This window comes from Archangium lipolyticum (assembly GCF_024623785.1).
Lineage (GTDB): Bacteria > Myxococcota > Myxococcia > Myxococcales > Myxococcaceae > Archangium > Archangium lipolyticum.
In genome coordinates, this window is record NZ_JANKBZ010000003.1 from 538,194 (window position 1) to 554,182 (window position 15,989).

The 15,989-nt window shown below is 68.8% G+C and carries 16 protein-coding genes; 4 read left to right on the forward strand and 12 right to left on the reverse strand.

Features of this window, described 5'->3' with window-relative positions; genetic code table 11:
- Positions 1-11 precede the first annotated feature (11 nt).
- The 7 genes from NR810_RS09280 to NR810_RS09310 all read right to left on the reverse strand — a co-directional run bounded on the left by NR810_RS09280 (position 12) and on the right by NR810_RS09310 (position 6,278).
- Positions 12-800 (reverse strand): ABC transporter permease, encoded by a 789-nt coding sequence (locus tag NR810_RS09280; protein WP_257450325.1) that lies wholly within the window; start codon positions 798-800, stop codon positions 12-14.
- A 5-nt stretch (positions 801-805) separates the two neighbouring features.
- Positions 806-1,576 (reverse strand): ABC transporter permease, encoded by a 771-nt coding sequence (locus NR810_RS09285; protein ID WP_257450327.1) that lies wholly within the window; start codon positions 1,574-1,576, stop codon positions 806-808.
- Positions 1,573-2,304, reverse strand: a complete 732-nt coding sequence (locus tag NR810_RS09290; RefSeq protein WP_257450329.1) for an ABC transporter ATP-binding protein — start codon at positions 2,302-2,304, stop codon at positions 1,573-1,575. Before NR810_RS09290 ends, NR810_RS09285 begins: the two co-directional genes overlap by 4 nt.
- A 4-nt stretch (positions 2,305-2,308) precedes the next feature.
- Positions 2,309-2,959: a TetR/AcrR family transcriptional regulator gene (locus tag NR810_RS09295; RefSeq protein ID WP_257450331.1), complete on the reverse strand. Its 651-nt coding sequence runs from the start codon at positions 2,957-2,959 to the stop codon at positions 2,309-2,311.
- A gap of 114 nt (positions 2,960-3,073) precedes the next feature.
- On the reverse strand, positions 3,074-3,595 hold the full coding sequence (locus NR810_RS09300; RefSeq protein WP_257450334.1) for a hypothetical protein: 522 nt from the start codon (positions 3,593-3,595) through the stop codon (positions 3,074-3,076).
- A gap of 14 nt (positions 3,596-3,609) precedes the next feature.
- Entirely contained in the window at positions 3,610-4,701 is a 1,092-nt protein-coding gene (locus NR810_RS09305; protein ID WP_257450336.1) for a hypothetical protein, read from the reverse strand.
- Between the two features lie 23 nt (positions 4,702-4,724).
- Positions 4,725-6,278 (reverse strand): hypothetical protein, encoded by a 1,554-nt coding sequence (locus NR810_RS09310; protein ID WP_257450338.1) that lies wholly within the window; start codon positions 6,276-6,278, stop codon positions 4,725-4,727.
- 322 nt (positions 6,279-6,600) lie between these two features.
- Here NR810_RS09310 and NR810_RS09315 point away from each other — a divergent pair, with 322 nt between their 5' ends.
- Genes NR810_RS09315 through NR810_RS09325 form a run of 3 tightly spaced genes read left to right on the forward strand, consistent with a single transcriptional unit; the run spans position 6,601 to position 9,219 of the window.
- Positions 6,601-7,353: an ABC transporter ATP-binding protein gene (locus NR810_RS09315; protein ID WP_257450339.1), complete on the forward strand. Its 753-nt coding sequence runs from the start codon at positions 6,601-6,603 to the stop codon at positions 7,351-7,353.
- Positions 7,350-8,132, forward strand: a complete 783-nt coding sequence (locus tag NR810_RS09320; protein ID WP_257450342.1) for an ABC transporter permease — start codon at positions 7,350-7,352, stop codon at positions 8,130-8,132. Before NR810_RS09315 ends, NR810_RS09320 begins: the two co-directional genes overlap by 4 nt.
- A gap of 34 nt (positions 8,133-8,166) precedes the next feature.
- Positions 8,167-9,219 carry an ABC transporter substrate-binding protein gene (locus NR810_RS09325; RefSeq protein ID WP_257450344.1) on the forward strand — a complete coding sequence of 351 codons (1,053 nt, stop codon included), beginning with the start codon at positions 8,167-8,169 and terminating at the stop codon, positions 9,217-9,219.
- A 704-nt stretch (positions 9,220-9,923) separates the two neighbouring features.
- Here the strand turns inward: NR810_RS09325 and NR810_RS09330 are convergent.
- Positions 9,924-10,130: a hypothetical protein gene (locus tag NR810_RS09330; RefSeq protein ID WP_257450346.1), complete on the reverse strand. Its 207-nt coding sequence runs from the start codon at positions 10,128-10,130 to the stop codon at positions 9,924-9,926.
- Between the two features lie 302 nt (positions 10,131-10,432).
- On the reverse strand, positions 10,433-11,305 hold the full coding sequence (gene tesB, locus NR810_RS09335) for an acyl-CoA thioesterase II (RefSeq protein ID WP_257450349.1): 873 nt from the start codon (positions 11,303-11,305) through the stop codon (positions 10,433-10,435).
- Between the two features lie 321 nt (positions 11,306-11,626).
- Here tesB and NR810_RS09340 point away from each other — a divergent pair, with 321 nt between their 5' ends.
- The gene (locus tag NR810_RS09340) at positions 11,627-12,190 is read left to right on the forward strand and encodes a hypothetical protein (protein WP_257450352.1); all 564 of its coding nucleotides are present in this window, start codon (positions 11,627-11,629) and stop codon (positions 12,188-12,190) included.
- Between the two features lie 12 nt (positions 12,191-12,202).
- On the opposite strand, the gene NR810_RS09345 is transcribed toward NR810_RS09340, so the two are convergent.
- The 3 genes from NR810_RS09345 to NR810_RS09355 form a co-directional block, all read right to left on the reverse strand.
- Positions 12,203-12,781 (reverse strand): protease, encoded by a 579-nt coding sequence (locus NR810_RS09345; RefSeq protein ID WP_257450355.1) that lies wholly within the window; start codon positions 12,779-12,781, stop codon positions 12,203-12,205.
- Between the two features lie 105 nt (positions 12,782-12,886).
- The gene (locus NR810_RS09350; RefSeq protein ID WP_257450369.1) at positions 12,887-13,987 is read right to left on the reverse strand and encodes a M35 family metallo-endopeptidase; all 1,101 of its coding nucleotides are present in this window, start codon (positions 13,985-13,987) and stop codon (positions 12,887-12,889) included.
- 203 nt (positions 13,988-14,190) lie between these two features.
- Positions 14,191-15,966, reverse strand: a complete 1,776-nt coding sequence (locus tag NR810_RS09355) for a family 43 glycosylhydrolase (protein ID WP_257450370.1) — start codon at positions 15,964-15,966, stop codon at positions 14,191-14,193.
- Positions 15,967-15,989 lie beyond the last annotated feature (23 nt).

Sequence of the window (15,989 nt, forward strand, 5' to 3'; positions counted from 1 at the left end):
TGGCCGCGTGCTCAGCGCAGCTCCGTGCGCTCGAACACGCGGGCACCGAGCACGAGCGCGCCCCACGAGGCCACGAGCGCCACCCCCACCGAGATCAGCCCGAGGCGGGGCATCGCCGCGTCGAACCAGAGGAGGTTCGGCCCCAGGGTGATCAGGTCCCGCAGCCGCTCGTGGCCCTCGAACAGATCGGGGCGGTAGAGCAGCACCGCGGTCGGGATCATCGGCACCATCCAAAGCATGAACGCGATGAGGAGCCCCTGGAACGCGTCGCGCACCACGAGCAGCGGGATGACGAGCACGGCGAGCAGCAGCACCGCCAGGGACGTGAGGACCAGCCCGGCCCCGATCGTCCCCGCCACGCTCACGGAGGAGCCCTCGCCGGTGTAGGGCCGCACGACGAGCGCCGTGGTCAGGGTCATCACGAGCCCCACGAGCGCGGAGGCAATCAGGATCGGTCCCACCCGTGCCTCCAGGAAGGCGCGGCGGGAGATGGGCTTGCTGAGCAGCATCTCGAGCGCCCGGTTCTCCCGAGGCTCGACGAGGGCCCGCATCAGCGCCGAGGCCCCGGCGAAGAAGGTCAGGAGGTAGATGCCGACGTACTCGTTCACCAGGATGACGGCACCGAGGCCGCGGATCAGGAACGCGCGCTCCATGAACGCATTGACCGGAGCGGGCAGGAGCGGAATGAGCACGCCCGTCAGCACGACCACGCCGACGCCCACGACCAGGGACACGAAGAGCGCCCACCCGATGGCGTGGCGGGCCTCGAGGGCACGGTAGCGAAGGAGGGAGGCCTGCATGGGAGTCACACCTCCAGGTGGCGCACGCGCAGGGCGCCGAGAGCGAGCAAGGCCACGTTCATGCCGAGCAGGATGGCGATGGGTCCCAGCACGTGCCCGGGGCTCAGGTCATCCACGTGACCGAGCACGGAGATGCCCTGGGTGATGGGGTTGAAGAGGGAGGCCTCGCGCCAGGCGGGGTTGTAGAAGCCGATGAACGCCAGGCCCACGAGCAGGAAGAGCACCAGCAGGCTCACCAGGGCCGCCAGCGAGCGCCTCTGGACGAGCACGGCCACGAGGGCGCTGAGGCAGACGGCGAAGAACGCGGCGAAGAGGTGCACCGCCATCGAGGCGAAGAACAGCCCCGGACGAAAGCCCGGCAGGGTGCGGGCGACGATGGGCGCGGCCAGCAGGTGGCCACCGACGTAGAGCAGCGCCATGACGCCGCAGGCGGAGAGCGTGCGCACCAGGAAGTACGCGACGGGTGACACGGGCTTGGACAGCAGCACCTGGAGCACGCCCGTCTCGCGCTCGCGGATGACCAGGCCTCCCGCGAGCACCACGCCCAGTATGACGATGGTCTTGTTCATCGCCAGGTCGGTCCACACGAAGAGGAAGATCATGAAGGGGTCGGACGTCCCGAACCACCCATTCAAGGCCGACAGCACGTGAGCGGGCGGCTTCGCGGCGATGAAGGGTATGGAGAACGCCGCATAGACCATCATGGCCGCCGCCAGCAGCGTCTTCCGCTCGCGGAGCGAGGCACACATGTCGAGCCAGAGCAGGCGCGCCTTCATGCCGCCCTCCGCGCGAGCGACAGGTAGAGCTCGTCCATGTTCGTGGAGCGGTGCTCGCTCTTGAGCGCCTCGATGGGTCCGAAGGCGACGAGCTGACCCCGGTGCAGCACCGCCACGCGCCGGCACAGCGTCTCGATGTCCGACAGGATGTGGCTGGAGAAGAGCACGGTGACGCCGCGCTCACCGGAGAGCCGGCGCAGGTGCTCCAGCAGCTCGTAGCGGCCGAGCGGATCCAACCCCGAGGTCGGCTCGTCCAGCAGCAGCAGGCGGGGCTCGTTGATGAGCGCCTGGGCGAGCCCCACCTTCTGCGTCATGCCGGTGGAGAAGCCCCCGAGCTTCCGGTCCGCCGCCGCCTCCAACCCGAAGAGCTGGAGCAGCGACTGGATGCGCGGCTCGGAGACCTCGGGCTCGAGGCCGAACATGGCGGCCACGTAGGCGAGGAACTGGCGCGGCGTCATGTGGGCCGGGAGCGCGTAGCTGGCGGGGAGGAAGCCACATTGGCGGCGCACCTCGAGGCTCTCGCGCACCACGTCATGGCCGAGCACCCGCGCGCTGCCCGAGGTGGGGCGCGTCAACCCGAGCAGCATCCGGAGCGTGGTCGTCTTCCCCGCGCCGTTGTGCCCCATGAAGCCGAAGATCTCCCCGGGCTCCACGTGGAAGCTCACCCCGTCCACGGCTCGCACGGAGCCGTAGACGCGGGTCAGCCGATCAATCTCGATGGCATGCATGGCATCACCCCTTGTTGGAAACACCCGGCGCGGAGAGACCCGCGATGAAGATGTCGATGACGGCGTCGAGCAGCCGCTCGCGGGAGATGCGGTCTCCCATCGTGGCGAGCGCGGTGTGGTAGTGCAGGAAGCGCAGCACGCCGAAGACGAAGGGCACCGCCTCGATGTCCAGGTCGGCGCGCAGCTCGCCCCGCTCGATGCCCTCGCGCACCCAGCCGCGCAGCATCTCCAGCTGGGCATCCGCCTTGCGCGGATTGTCTCCGCTCTCCGCCAGGGAGCGCAGCACCGCCACGTCGGAATCCTCGCGCAAGAGCCGCTCGAACAAGGCGTCACGGGCGAGCTCGCGGTAGGAGAAGCGCAGCGTGGCGCGCAGCCGCTCGCGGGGCGACTCCAGCGGCATCACCTCCGCGACGTACCGGCGCCCTATCTCCTCGAACAGGGACTCGATGACCGCGTGGAGCAGGACCTCCTTGCTCTCGAACTCCAGGTACACGGCGCCCTTGGCGATACCGGCCTCGCGGGCGATGTCCTCGATGCGGGTGCGCCGGAAGCCGAACCGCTCGAAGTGGCTCTTGGCCACCTGGAGGATGCGCTGGCGCCGGGCCTCGGCGGACGAGCGGCCAGCGGGCTCGGACGGTTTGGTGGAAACGGCCATACGAACAACATGACCAGATTCGTATTTTCAGTCAAATGGTCACGAAAAGAAGCCCGCTCGCCCGTGGAGCCGGGGAGCGGGCACCTTGGAAGAAACCCGAGTCCTATCGCTGGGTTACTTCGCCTCGGGGGCGGGTGACGTCTCGGCGGGTGGCTTCAGCGAGAAGGGGCTCGGGGGCGGGTGGCGCGCGTACGGGTCGGCCCGCGTGAGCATCCGGGTGGAGGAGCTCTCCGCCCAGGACGCCAGCGCACCCGTCTCCACCACCGAGGCGCTCCGGCCGATGACCTTCCAGGTTCGGACCTCGATGAGGCGCAGATCGGCGGCGACCCGCCCGGTGGAGAGCGGGCGCAGACGCAGGTGCAACAGGCGCGAGGTACCGGAGAGCCCGGGGGCCGCCACCAGGCAGCGCACATCCGCCTGACAGCCTTCACCCCGGGACTTGAGGTAGCCACCGAGGTCCACGAAGGGCGCCTCGAGCCGGGTGCCGAGCGTGCGCCCCGCGTCGGAGGCCAGCTTCTCCAGACCGGGCGCCGAGGTGGACACCACGGCCAGGGAGGAATCAGCGGAGGACGGAGCGGGCTGGGACGGACCCGGCTCCGCGGAGAGCAGGAGCAGCGTGAGCGCGGTGAGCATCATCGGAGCACCCTCTCCTACCAACCATAGCTCGCGGAGAGTCCCAGCGTCGGCCCACCGCCCACGGAGGCGCGAGCCTGGTAACCGGCCTGGGCGCCGATGAGGATGGCCTCGGTGAGCTGGTAGTCCACGCCGTAGAGCAGCCGCACGCCCGTGGGTCCCGAGGGGACATTCGTCACCTGCACCGCGGCGTTCATGGGGAAGCGCGGCACGGTGTCCCAGACGAGCCGGACGGTTCCCGTACCGCCGAGACCCGCCGTGTACTCGCCGCCGATCTCCGCATGCGAGCCGTGGGGCCGGCCGATGCGGATCTTCCCGCCGAACCCCGCCGAGAAGCCGGTCACGTTGCCTCCCAGCGTCAGGCGCAGTCCGAGGCCGAAGAAGGGGTTGAAGCCCACGTCCACCTCGGAGAAGCCATAGTCGAGGCCCGGTCGCTGCTCCGGCCGGGGGGGCTCCCCCGGGGCCGTCAGTCCGAAGGCCGGCGTGTGCGCGCGCAGGTGGCCCACGCCGATGCGGATGGAGTCGATCCGCAGGCCGCCCACCTGGGTGAGCAACCTGTAGAGGTAGTCCGCCTCCAGGCGGTAGTACTGGTCCTGGTAGCGCATGCCGTTGATCGTCTGCGAGCCATAGTCGACGTACTCGGCGGAGGCGCGCACGCGCGAGCGCCGCTGCCCGTACACGGCCAGCAGGGCCTCGCGCTCCAGCGAGGACTGGGGCACGTCGACGAGCACCGGATAGGGCGCTCCGGCACTGGCGAAGCGCACCGACTCCACCCCCTCGGTGTCCCGGGCGGTGAGGTAGTACTCCACGGACACGCGCTGCTCGGCGGTGATGGGGATGACGGCCGCGTAGGTGCCGTCGGAGCTGAGCTCGAAGGCCGTCTCGCGGAAGTCCTTCTCCTCGGCGGAGCGGTGGTGGGCGACGAGCGCCCCGAGCCGCCAGGCGGGAGCCACCTCGGCGCGGAGCACGAGCGAGGTACCGGCGGTCACCTGGGCGGCCGGGACGTGCCGCACCTCGAGGGGCTCCGGAGGTGGAGGCGGGGTGGCAGCCGCCGGCGTCTGGGCGGCGAGCAGCAGGAGAAGACAGGTGGCGGTGGAAAGGGTCATCATGGAAGGCGTTCTCCCGGAGTCCGCTACCAGTGGAAGGTGGAGCCCACCCCGAGGGTGAGGCCGGAGTGGTTGATGTCGCGCAGCTGGTAGCCCACGCGGCCGGTCACATCGAGCCAGGGCGTCACGGAGCGGCCCACCGTGTAGATGAGGCGCACGCCGAGGTCCTCGCCGATGGGCTCGTTGGTGACGACGACCTCGGCGCTCATGGGCCAGCCGCGCACGGCGTCCCAGGCGAGCGCGAGGCTGGCGCGCTGGCCGATGCCCGCGATGGTGGCGCCGCGGACGAGCAGGGACGTGCCCATCTCGCTGCCGATGCGCAGGCCGAGATCCAACCCGCCCTTGAGGCCCTCGCGGTTCACACCGGCGCTGCCCTTCACCAGCATGGAGAGCGAGGGATGGAGACGCAGCTCCAGCTCGGTGAAGCCATAGGTGTAGCCCACCAGCTGGCTGGGGCCGCCCGTGTCGAGCAGCTCGCGGCGAGTGCCGGTGCCCCGGTAGCTGCCGAAGCCCACGCGCACCGCGTGCAGCGCCGTCTGGACGCGGTAGAGGAAGTCCGCCTCGAAGAGGTTGTAGACGTCGTTGCCCTTGAAGCGGTTGAAGTCGACGTACTCGTCGCTGACGCGCACCCGGCTGCGGCCGCGGAGCACGATGCGCTCGTCGCGCGGCGGGCGGCGGATGTCGATGTGCTGCGGGCGGGTGGCGCTGCCGGCGGCGGCGAGCGTGGTGCCCTCGGGGTCCACGGCCTCGACGTAGTACTCGACGGCCGGCATCACCGCCGCGCCCTCGGGCAGCGTGGCGCGGAAGTGTCCATGGGGCTCCGCGGTCATGTGGACGGTGCGGAAGGTGGGCGAGCCCTGCTCGCGCCAGTGCACCATCGCCGCGCGAGGCGTGGGCCCGGCGAGGCTCGAGAGGCCGATGGTGAGGCTCTCATCGGTGAGCGCGCTGGTGGGGGCGCTCACCTTGAGGACGGGCGCCACCGCGGCGGCGGGCACTCCGGCGGCCGAGGCCGACGCGGGGGCCTCATGCAGGAGCGCGATCTCCGAGCGGATGGGGCCGGCCAGGTCCGTCTGGGGCCAGGCGGCGAGGAAGTCCTCCCAGACCTTCGCACGCTCGGCGGGCGGGAGCTTCAGGGCGGCGTTCCACGCGGTGCGCAGGGCGGTGCGCTCGGCGTCGGAGGGGCCCGCGGTGGAGGGCGCGGAGGCCAGGGGCGCCTGCGTGGGAGCGGGCGCGGCGGGACGCTCGCGCGGCGCGGGTGGATTCACCGGCTCCACCTCGTCCCCCACCTCCAGGCGGGAGAGGAGCTCCTCCGGGGCGGAGATGCGCGAGAGTGTCTCGCCGGCCTCCAGCACCTCCACCTCGCCCAGGAGGAACCGGTCGCGCATCACCTTACCCGTGGCCGGGTGGCGCGCCTCGACGACGCGGTAGACGCGCAGCCGCTCACCGGAGCGCGTGGCATCCGCGCGCCCGAGGTCGACGAATGCGTCCGCGCCCTCGATGCGCAGGACGTAGGCCGGACGCGTCGCCGCGAGCGCGGGAGCGGACAGCAGCAACAGGAGGAGGAACGGGAGCCTCATCATGACCTCTGGGTGACCCGACGTGCCGGGGCCAGGCGCCCCAGGCGTGGGGCACCCGGCTCCCCCTGCGTGCTTCGTGCCAACTTTCGAGCAAAGAGGGAAATCTCCGCTGGGAAGCGACGGCGCGAGCCCGGCCCTGGCCAAGGGCTTCGCGTTCCCTGTGCACCGGGGTTCACATCTGCGCAGGGGCGGGCAGGAGGGTTTCCCGTACATGGGGGTTGGCCGCCCGGAAGCGGGCGGTTAGAAACCCATTCCCCACATGGCTTCTCCCGGCCCGTCCCCTTCCACACCTCCCCCGATCGATGACGGCAAGGGAGGCGTGCACGTGCGGATCGCCAACCTGCGGCGCACCTTCCCGGGAGGCATCCCGGTTCTGGACGGGATGACGCTGGACATCGCCGCGGGCTCCTTCGTGGCCCTGGTGGGCCCTTCCGGCTGCGGCAAGTCCACCCTGCTGCGCCTGGTGGCCGGGCTGGACAGGCCGGACGCGGGCACCCTCTCCTTCTCCCCCGCCCTCGAGCGCACCCGGGATACGCGCGCGCCCATCGCCTACGTCTTCCAGGACGCGCACCTGCTGCCCTGGCGCTCCGTGCTGGACAACGCGGCCCTGCCGCTGGAGCTGACCGGGGTAGCGGCCATGGAGCGCCGGGAGGCGGCGCGAGCGATGCTGGAGCACGTGGGGCTCGGTGATGCCACCTCGCGCTACCCGGCCGAGCTCTCCGGCGGCATGCGCATGCGCGTCTCCCTGGCCCGCGCGCTCGTCACCCGGCCCCGGCTACTGCTGCTGGACGAGCCCTTCGCGGCGCTCGACGAGCTGACGCGCAACCGGCTGGACGACCAGCTCCGCGTGCTGTGGCGGGAGCTGGGGATGACCGTCCTCTTCGTCACCCACTCGCTCTCCGAGGCGGCCTATCTGGCCGAGCGCGCCGTGGTGCTGTCCCGGCGGCCAGCGCGGGTGATGCTGGATCATCGGCTCGCCCTCCCCGCGGAGCGCAACGCCGCCCTGCGCGCCACGCCCGAGTTCGCCCGGGAGATGGGCCTGCTGCACCAGGCCCTGGAGCGAGGAGAGTCCCTATGAAGACCGAGGCCCTCCGCTCGGCCCTGGCGCCGCTGGCCGCGCTCGCCATCCTCCTGGTGCTGTGGGAGTCCCTGACGCGCCTGCTCGCCATCCCTCTCTGGCTGCTGCCACCCCCCTCGGCCATCGCCGCCGCGGGAGCCCGCGATGCGTCCACCCTGCTGGGCGCGGCGATCACCACGGGCCGCTCGGCGCTGGTGGGCTTCGGGCTGAGCACGGTGGTGGGCGTGCTGGCCGCCATCATCCTCGCCTCCTCGCGGCTGCTGGAGCGGGCGCTCTACCCATACACCCTCTTCCTGCAGACGGTGCCCATCGTCGCCGTCGCCCCGCTGCTGGTGCTGTGGTTCGGCCCGGGGGCGCGCGCGGTGGCCATCTCGTCCTTCATCGTCTCGCTCTTCCCCGTCATCGCCAACACGCTCAGCGGGCTGCGCTCGGTGGAGCCGCCGCTGAGGGATCTGTTCCGCCTCTATGGCGCGCGCCGGGTGGCCAGACTGTGGAAGCTGGAGCTGCCCGCGTCGCTGCCGCACCTGTTCACCGGCCTGCGCATCGCCTCGGGGCTGGCCGTCATCGGCGCCATCGTGGGCGAGTTCGTCGCCGGCTTCTCCGAGGACGCCGCCGGGCTGGGCATCCTGGTGCTGTCGGCCTACCGGCAGCTGCGCACGGATCTGCTCTTCGCCGCCGTGCTGGCGGCCTCGGTGCTGGGCCTGGTGCTGTTCGGCGCGGTGAGCCTGACGGGCTCCCGGCTGCTGAGGCGCTGGCACCCGTCGGCCTCGGGCTCGTGAGGGCCATACCCGTTTCGCGTGGAGGGAACCGCAAGTGAGAAGACAGCTCGTTGGATTGCTGGGATGTGTGGCGCTGCTCGCGGTGGTGGGGGCGTGCTCGCGCTCGAAGGAAGGCACGAAGCAGGCGGAGGGCAAGGACGCGGGAGGGAACGCACAGGCAGCGGCCACCGCGCCCGCCGCGCCCGTCAAGGTGAAGCTGGCGCTCAACTGGGTGCCCGAGCCCGAGTTCGGTGGCTTCTACGCCGCGCGCGAGAAGGGCGAGTTCACCCGGCACGGCATGGAGGTGGAGATCCTCGGGGGCGGGGCCGGCGTGCCCGTGATGCAGATGGTGGCCTCGGGGCAGGTGGAGTTCGGCATCGCCGGCGCGGATGAGATCCTCACCGCCCGGACGCGGGGCGTGGATGTGCTTCCGCTGTTCGCGGTGTACCAGACGTCGCCTCTGGCCATCATGACCCACGCCTCGCGCGGGGCGAAGGGCATCAAGGACGTGCTCTCCTCGGGCACGGTGGCCCTGGAGCCCGGCCTGCCCTACGCCGCCTACCTGAAGAAGAAGTACGGCTTCGACAAGGTGAAGGTGGTGCCCTACGACGGTGGTGTGGCGCGCTTCGTGGCGGACAAGGACTTCGCCCAGCAGTGCTTCATCACCTCGGAGCCCATCGCCGCGAAGAGGCAGGGCGCGGAGCCCTCGGTGTTCCTGGTGGCCGACGAGGGCTTCAACCCCTACGTGGCCGTGGTCATCACCCGCCGGGAGCTGTGGAAGCAGCAGCCGGAGCGGGTGAAGTCCTTCGTGGCGGCGGTGCGCGAGGGCTGGCGCGCCTACCTGGAGGACCCGGCGCCGGCCAACGCGGTGATGGGGAAGCTGAACACCACCCTGGACGCGGAGACCTTCGCGGCGGCGGCGCAGGCGCAGAAGCCTCTCATCGAGACGGAGGAGACGAAGGCCCGGGGACTGGGGACGATGAGCCGCGAGCGCTGGGAGACGCTGGGGCAGCAGTTGGTGGACCTGGGCCTCATCGAGAAGGCGCCGGCCGTGGACGAGTTCCTGCTGCCGGAGTTCACGGGGCCGAGCCCCAAGACCTCTCCGTGACGCGAAGGGCGGAGGGACGTGCACGCGTGTCTCGTGTCCCCTCCGCCCAAAACCTATCTTCCCCAACAACAAACAACAAAACCACAAAACAAAGACAAACAAAAACATAAACCAAAACAAAAAAACAAAGACAATCAACACACAAGCACAACCAAGACACGCAAAGACAAACAAAAAACACAATCAAAAAACAAATAAACAAACAGACAATCAAACAGACAATGCAATCAAATACAAAAAAACAAATCAAACCCAGCGCACATTCACCTCAGATCCAACCAAACGTAGGCACAACACCCACCCGCCGCCAGGGTCGTGAAATGTAGGCATGATACCGAAATGTAGGCGCAATACACCCACGCCTCGCATCTGCAAAGGTCGTGAAATGTAGGCATTATATCCGAGGCAGCAGCTCTCGAATCAAGTGATGAGCGCGCGACACTCTCGACAGTCAGCCTCGCACACGGTGTGAGCACAGTGGCACACCAAGGCCACACGCGCCCACACCAAACGCCGACCACACACACGCACCTCGGAGGTGTCCAAACATCCAGAAATGTAGGCACGATATACCTACATAGGCCTACCTGAAATCATCATGGCCGACCTGGATGGAGCATGATGGCAGGCAAGCGGGAGGGCGCTTTTCAGCTCAACGCCCTCATGACCGCCTGGTGGCCTGCCCTCCCCCTGAGCAAAGCCGTCTACTTGCCGTCCTTGGGAGCGTTGGCGTTCTCCTTGTCCTGCTTCTTCGGCTTGTCCTTGAGCGTGCCCAGGCTCGAGCTCCACCACTCCGGGGCCAGAAGCAAGAAGACGCCGCCAAACACCAGAATGCCCAACAGCGACACCACCAGCACGTCCATGGACTCCTCCGAGCCGTCCTGGAGCGAGGACGGCGGCAAGCATCTCAACGTTTGGGACTCATCGCACGATCGCCTACAGGCAAGCGTCCACCAACCGGCGCCATGGACCTTGATGTCGATGTGCTCGATGGTGTCCCGAAGCAGCTCTGCTTTCAGGGGAGGCATGCCGTTCACGGCCAAAGCGACCGGTGGAGTTGCCGGGAGGCCTGGGCCGCGAACAAAAGCCACCCGGAGCGTCCTACGGCCAGCGGGAAGCGCGGGCCGCCATCGAGACGCCGAGTGGCTGAAACGGGTGTGACTCTAGAAACGGACCGCGCGGGACGCAAGCACGCCGTGCGCGGAGGCAGCGCTCAACGCCCGTCCTTGCGCAGGCGGATGAGGCCCTCCTGGGCCACGGACGCCACCAGCCGGCCGTCACGGGAGAAGATCTGCCCGCGCGCCAGGCCTCGAGCGCTGCCCGCCCAGGGGCTGTCCATGACGTACAGCAGCCAGTCGTTCACGCGCACGTTGCCGTGGAACCACAGGGCGTGATCCAGGCTCGCCATCTGCATGTTGCGCCGCATGAAGCTGGCGCCGTGCGGATGGAGCGCGGTGGTGATGAGGTTGAAGTCCGAGGCGTAGGCGAGCACGTACTTGTGCACCTGCGTATCGTCCGGGAGCGGTCCGTCGGCGCGGAACCACACGTACTTGAGAGGCTCGCCCGGCTTGGGATCGAACGGATCGTACTGCGTCACCGGGCGGATCTCGATGGGCTTGGGGCACAGCAACTTGTCGCGCACCCGCTCGGGGATGAGGTCGGCCTTGCGGCGCAGCAGCTCGAGATCGCTGGGGAAGCCCTCGGGTCCGGGCACCTCGGGCATCTTCGTCTGGTGTTCGAAGCCGGGCTCGTCCCCCTGGAAGGAGGCCATCATCGTGAAGATGGGCTGGCCCCTCTGGATGGCCGTCACGCTGCGGGTGGTGAAGCTGCCGCCATCGCGCACGCGCGTCACCGTGTAGACCACGGGGAGGCTGGCATCACCGGGGCGCAGGAAGTAGCCGTGCATCGAGTGCACGTGGCGCTCGGCGTGCGTCACCGTCTGGCTGGCCGCCGACAGGGACTGGCCCAGCACCTGTCCTCCGAAGAGCTGGTGGTAACCGAGGTCCTGACTCCTTCCGCGGAACAGGTTCTCCTCGATGGGCTCCAGCTTCAGGAGCTCCAGCAGATCCTCCAGGACACGACTCATGCCTTCTCCTTCCGTACGGCGGAAACGATGGGCTCGAGGCCGTGGAGGCCGGGAGCCGGCCCGCTTTATGGAGGAAACGGCGGGGCTCCGCCAGCGGGACGCGCTCGCCCTCGGGTGGACCAGGGGGGCACGAGCGGCTCCGATCGGCCGATCGCCCCTCGTCGCGGGAACCGCTCCGGAGGGCGGGCGGCCGAGCCGGAGGGAGTCACAGCCGGGAGGATGACGGGCAGAGGCGGCGGAGCGCGGCTGTTCGGCGGGGACCGTCAGGGACGGACCGTACACTGCGGAACGTCCCCATTGCCCGGAGAGGAGACCTTGTCCATGCGAATCCTGGTGGTACTCACCTGCTTGATGGGGCTGTTGGGAGCCCTCCCCGCCCAGGCCTCCGCGGCCGCGGACGTGTTCGGCCGGGAGATCCCCCTGGGCCAGGGCCGGCCGGCGGTGGTCCTGTACGCCAACCGGGACACGCGCGACGTGCTCCGCGAGAACGCCCTGCGCTTCGCCTACGAGCTGCGCCGGGAGAACCCCATCGTGGTGGTGCACGTGGACCTGCGCGGCATCCCCGGCTTCTTCATGGGCGCCGCGAGCAGGGAGATCCGGAAGATCCACCACGACTCGCTCGAGCGGATCCGCCAGCTCTTCCGCGACCAGGGCCAGCAGCCGCCGGCCGACCTGGAGGACTCGCTCTACATGGTGGCCGACTCCAACGGCGCGCCGCACCGCGCGCTCGGACTGGAGAAGGGCTTCCGCCAGGTGCTCGTCCAGGCGGTGAGCCCCTCGGGCCGGGAGCTCGCCCGGGGACCCTTCCCCCAGGCGGCCAAGGCCATCGGCCAGGCCATCGAGGCGCTCCCTCCCCGACGGCTCGTCAGCTCGCTCTCCCGGTAGCGCGCGCCGCGCTCAGGGGGCGGTGATCGTCGTCTCGACCGCCGGGCACTGCACGGGCATGGGCCGGAACTGGTCCATCGTGCGCGGCACGTCCGCCTGCTTGTCGATCACGTCGAACAACTCGTTGCGGAAGGCGATCCGGTAGCGCCCTGGCTGCGTCAGCTCGTAGGCCAGCGACAGCTCGACCTTCGCATCCACCGACGCGCCGGGCGCGATGGCCACGTAGCTGTCCGCACCCGGATTGGCGCGCTTGACCATGGGCCCCTGGTAGGGAATCTCGGTGCCGTCGCGGGTGATCTCGAAGTCATTGCCGAGCAGCCGCCCCTCGAGCGGCGTCCGCCACTTGAGCACGTACAGCGGCTGGGACGTACGGTTGGTGAGCTGGAAGTGCGCCTCCACCGGCTGACCCGACTTCAGGGTGGACGGCACGCTCAGCGAGCACTCCAGGCTCGTCGTCATGGCCGGGTTCTCCTTCTGCTCGGGAGCCGGCGTCTGCTCCGGCGGAGTCGTGCTCCGAGGCGTCGTCGTACACGCGCTCCCACCGAGCGCCAGACAGCACAGCGCGACCCAACCAACGTGTCCACGAATCATAGACGGATGCCCTCGCCTCCAGGCGGTGCCCGGAAGGGGCACACGCGGAAAAGAAAAACGGGAGCGTCTCCGCTCCCGTTTCCCTTCAACCCACCTTAGCCGAGCTTACGGCAGCGAGGGGGTGTTCTCCGCGAAGTACTCGTGGTTGTCCGCGTTGTCCAGGGCGCGGGTGGCGCTGGACTTGGCCAGGCTCTTGGCCGCGCTCTGGCCGTAGGCGTGGTCATCCGTGCCGGCCACCACGTTGAAGTGGCTCATCTCGTGGACCAGGGTGCCCGCCTTGGAGTCCGTGCCCGTGGTGGGGGCGCTCCAGAAGGCGTTGCACACGTAGATCTTGTACGGCTGGGCCGGGTACACGTAGGCGTAGTAGCTGTCGCTGCAGCTGCAATCGACCACGATCGCCGCGTTGGCCAGGGCGTTCTTGATGTTGGTGAAGTGGTTGCGAGCCGTGGTCAGGTTGGTGGACGAGTAGGCGCCGAACCAGGTGGTGTAGCGCGTGGTGCCCGAGGAGATGCCGTTGAGGTAGGTGGACGCGTTGTTCGCGTACGTCCGGGCGGAGGTCAGCGCGGAGCTGATCGACGACTGCTCCGAGGTGGTGCAGGCGCCCGAGTACGACAGGCCCTGGGCCGACACGGTGCCCTGCGCCTGGAGGTCGGGCAGGCCGCTGTCACGGCCCTCGATCCACAGGTTCACGAGGTTGGAGTCGAGCTGGGCGGCCTTGGTGAGCACCGCGCTGTGCTGATCCAGCGCGCGCGCGGCGTAGCGGATGGTGTAGCTGCCGGACTCGGACAGATCATACATGCCCGACACGGGCGCCGAGCCCGTCAGGCTCTCGCCGGGAGCCAGGGTGATGTAGTCCTGGGCGGTGGGCGCCGCGCGCTTGATCTCGGGACCGATGTACTCCACCGGCTCGCCGTTGCGGGTGACCTCGAACAGGCCCTCCTTGAGGTGCCCGTCCGGGACGTAGAACTTAAGCAGCTGAACCGGCTGGGACGAGGTGTTGGTGAAGGTGACCGACACCGCCACGTCCTCGCGAGCGCTCAGCGCGGACTTCGCCACGGAGAGGCTCACCGACACCTCGCCAGCGGCCTGGTCCTGGATCACCGAACCGTCCTCGCCCTCCGCCGGAGCGCCGCACGCGCCCAGCAGGGACACACCGACGATTCCGCCAACCAGCCACTTGAAGTTACCGCGAAGGTTCTTGCTCACGCAGGACTCCCTTTCTGGATCAGGACCGGCGGCCACGAGGCCACCCCGGTAAAACTGGCTTATAGCACAATGAATGGCTTCATTCATATACCCGTTTAGATTGAGAAATATGACTTGAGTGCAAACGGATCAATTCGAGTTGGCTGAAAAAGACGACGGGCCCGGAACCGGCTCGCGGCTCCGGGCCCGCTACAGGCACGTCGCTACTTGTGGACCTCGACGGAATCGAGCTCCGCGTAATCGATGCCCTTGGTGAAGCGGAGCGTGTTGGCGCCAGCGTTCAGGTTGACGTCGAGGGACGTCACCGTCCACGTGTCCCAGCCTGTCTTCGCATACGAGAGCGAAGTGCCCGCCCCGCCATTGACGGACACGTAGTGGGAGCTCGTCCCGTTGCTGCCATTGGCGAAGCGCACCCGGAGCTTGTAGGTGCCCGCCGAGGGCACGGTCACGTTGCGGAACTCGACCCAGGAGTCCGAGTAGTCGATGTAGCCCACGACACGCTCGCTCGAAGCACCGCCCGCGGCGAAGCGCACGGAGGCGCGGTTGAGGATGGCGTTCTCGGCCTCGTACCGGTTGAGCTCCACGTAATCGAGCTCGGCGTAGTTGGTGCCCTTGGAGAACCGGACGGTGTTGTCACCGGCCCGCAGGGTGACGAACACGGTGGCGCTGGTCCAGTTGTCCCAGCCCGTATGGGGATAGGAGATGGCCGTGGAGGCGCCCCCGTTGACCGAGACGTTGTGGGTGCTGGTGGTGCCCATGCCGTTGGCGAACCGGACGGTCAGCGCATACGAGCCGGCGGACGGTGCCCAGAGCTGGCGGAACTCCACCCAGGAGTCCGAGTAATCGATGTAGCCGACGACCTGACCATTGGAGGCGCCCCCCACGGCGGCGCGGGCCGTGGCGTGGTTGATGGCGGCCAGCTCGGCCTCGTACCGGCTCGAGCCGAGCTTCTCCCCCGAGGGCGGAGCCAGCGCCGTGCTGCTGGAGGCGGGGGAGCCGAAGTTCGGGCTGCCATCGGCGTTCCAGGTGAAGCGCTGCGCGCGGAGGCTCCGGCCGCCCCAGCTGCTGCCCGACACCAGGTTGGCGTGGTAGACGAGCCAGTCCTGCGTCCCGTCCGGCGACTTGACGAAGGTGTTGTGACCGGGGCCATACGCCGTGGCGGCCTTCGAGAAGACGCAGCCGTTCGACTTCGTCCACGAGGAGGGCTGCAGGAGGTTGGCGGTGCTGGAGGCCGTCAACATCCCGAGGCAGTAATCATCCGTCCAGCTCCCGCTCGCCGAGTAGATGACGAAGATCTTCCCGTTGCGCTGGAGGATCTCGGGGCCCTCGTTGATGTAGGGCGGGCCACCGAGGCGCTCCCAGGTTCCCAGGGGCGAGGAGATCTGCACGCGCTCGCCGCTGATGGTGTACGGGTTGCTCATCGGCGCGATGTAGAGGTTCTGCTGGATGTTCGTCGTGCCCTCCCAGCCGGACCAGAGGAAGTACAGCGAGGAGCCCTGCTGCAGGACGGTGCCGTCGATGGCCCAGCGGTCCGTGGGCGCGGCGATCTTGCCCTTGAAGGTATAGCCGCCCTGGGGATCGGCGCCGTTGCTCTCCAGCACGTACATGCGATGGTTGTCGTTGTTGCCGTCGTCCGCCGCGAAGTAGATGTAGAAGCGGCCGTTGATGAACTGGATTTCCGAAGCCCAGACCTCGCAGCAGAGCGGGCCGGTGGTGGAGGGCCGGGTCCAGACGGTGACCTTCGAGCCCGAGGCGAGCCCCGTCAGCGTGCGGGACCTGGTGACCGCGATGGCGGTGTCACCATTGATGCTCTGCACCAGGTAGTAATAGCCGTTGTACTGGACGATGGACGGGTCCTGCCCCGCCGCGACGATGGGGTTGTAGAACGTCTGCGCGGAGGACGAGCCCGCCAGCAGCAGCATGGCGGTGAGGAGCGGGACCCGCAGGGTCCCGAGGACGGTTTGGAGGGGGGTATGCATCGATGCCTCTTCGTTGAGGAATG

What these genes read in the sequence shown, in the direction of transcription:
- NR810_RS09295 (WP_257450331.1), bottom strand. Translation starts at nt 2,959, where the DNA reads ATGGCCGTTTCCACCAAACCGTCCGAGCCCGCTGGCCGCTCGTCCGCC.
- NR810_RS09290 (WP_257450329.1), bottom strand. Translation starts at nt 2,304, where the DNA reads ATGCATGCCATCGAGATTGATCGGCTGACCCGCGTCTACGGCTCCGTG.
- NR810_RS09320 (WP_257450342.1), top strand. Translation starts at nt 7,350, where the DNA reads ATGAAGACCGAGGCCCTCCGCTCGGCCCTGGCGCCGCTGGCCGCGCTC.
- NR810_RS09300 (WP_257450334.1), bottom strand. Translation starts at nt 3,595, where the DNA reads ATGATGCTCACCGCGCTCACGCTGCTCCTGCTCTCCGCGGAGCCGGGT.
- NR810_RS09280 (WP_257450325.1), bottom strand. Translation starts at nt 800, where the DNA reads ATGCAGGCCTCCCTCCTTCGCTACCGTGCCCTCGAGGCCCGCCACGCC.
- NR810_RS09340 (WP_257450352.1), top strand. Translation starts at nt 11,627, where the DNA reads ATGCGAATCCTGGTGGTACTCACCTGCTTGATGGGGCTGTTGGGAGCC.
- NR810_RS09355 (WP_257450370.1), bottom strand. Translation starts at nt 15,966, where the DNA reads ATGCATACCCCCCTCCAAACCGTCCTCGGGACCCTGCGGGTCCCGCTC.
- NR810_RS09310 (WP_257450338.1), bottom strand. Translation starts at nt 6,278, where the DNA reads ATGATGAGGCTCCCGTTCCTCCTCCTGTTGCTGCTGTCCGCTCCCGCG.
- NR810_RS09285 (WP_257450327.1), bottom strand. Translation starts at nt 1,576, where the DNA reads ATGAAGGCGCGCCTGCTCTGGCTCGACATGTGTGCCTCGCTCCGCGAG.
- NR810_RS09345 (WP_257450355.1), bottom strand. Translation starts at nt 12,781, where the DNA reads ATGATTCGTGGACACGTTGGTTGGGTCGCGCTGTGCTGTCTGGCGCTC.
- tesB (WP_257450349.1), bottom strand. Translation starts at nt 11,305, where the DNA reads ATGAGTCGTGTCCTGGAGGATCTGCTGGAGCTCCTGAAGCTGGAGCCC.
- NR810_RS09305 (WP_257450336.1), bottom strand. Translation starts at nt 4,701, where the DNA reads ATGATGACCCTTTCCACCGCCACCTGTCTTCTCCTGCTGCTCGCCGCC.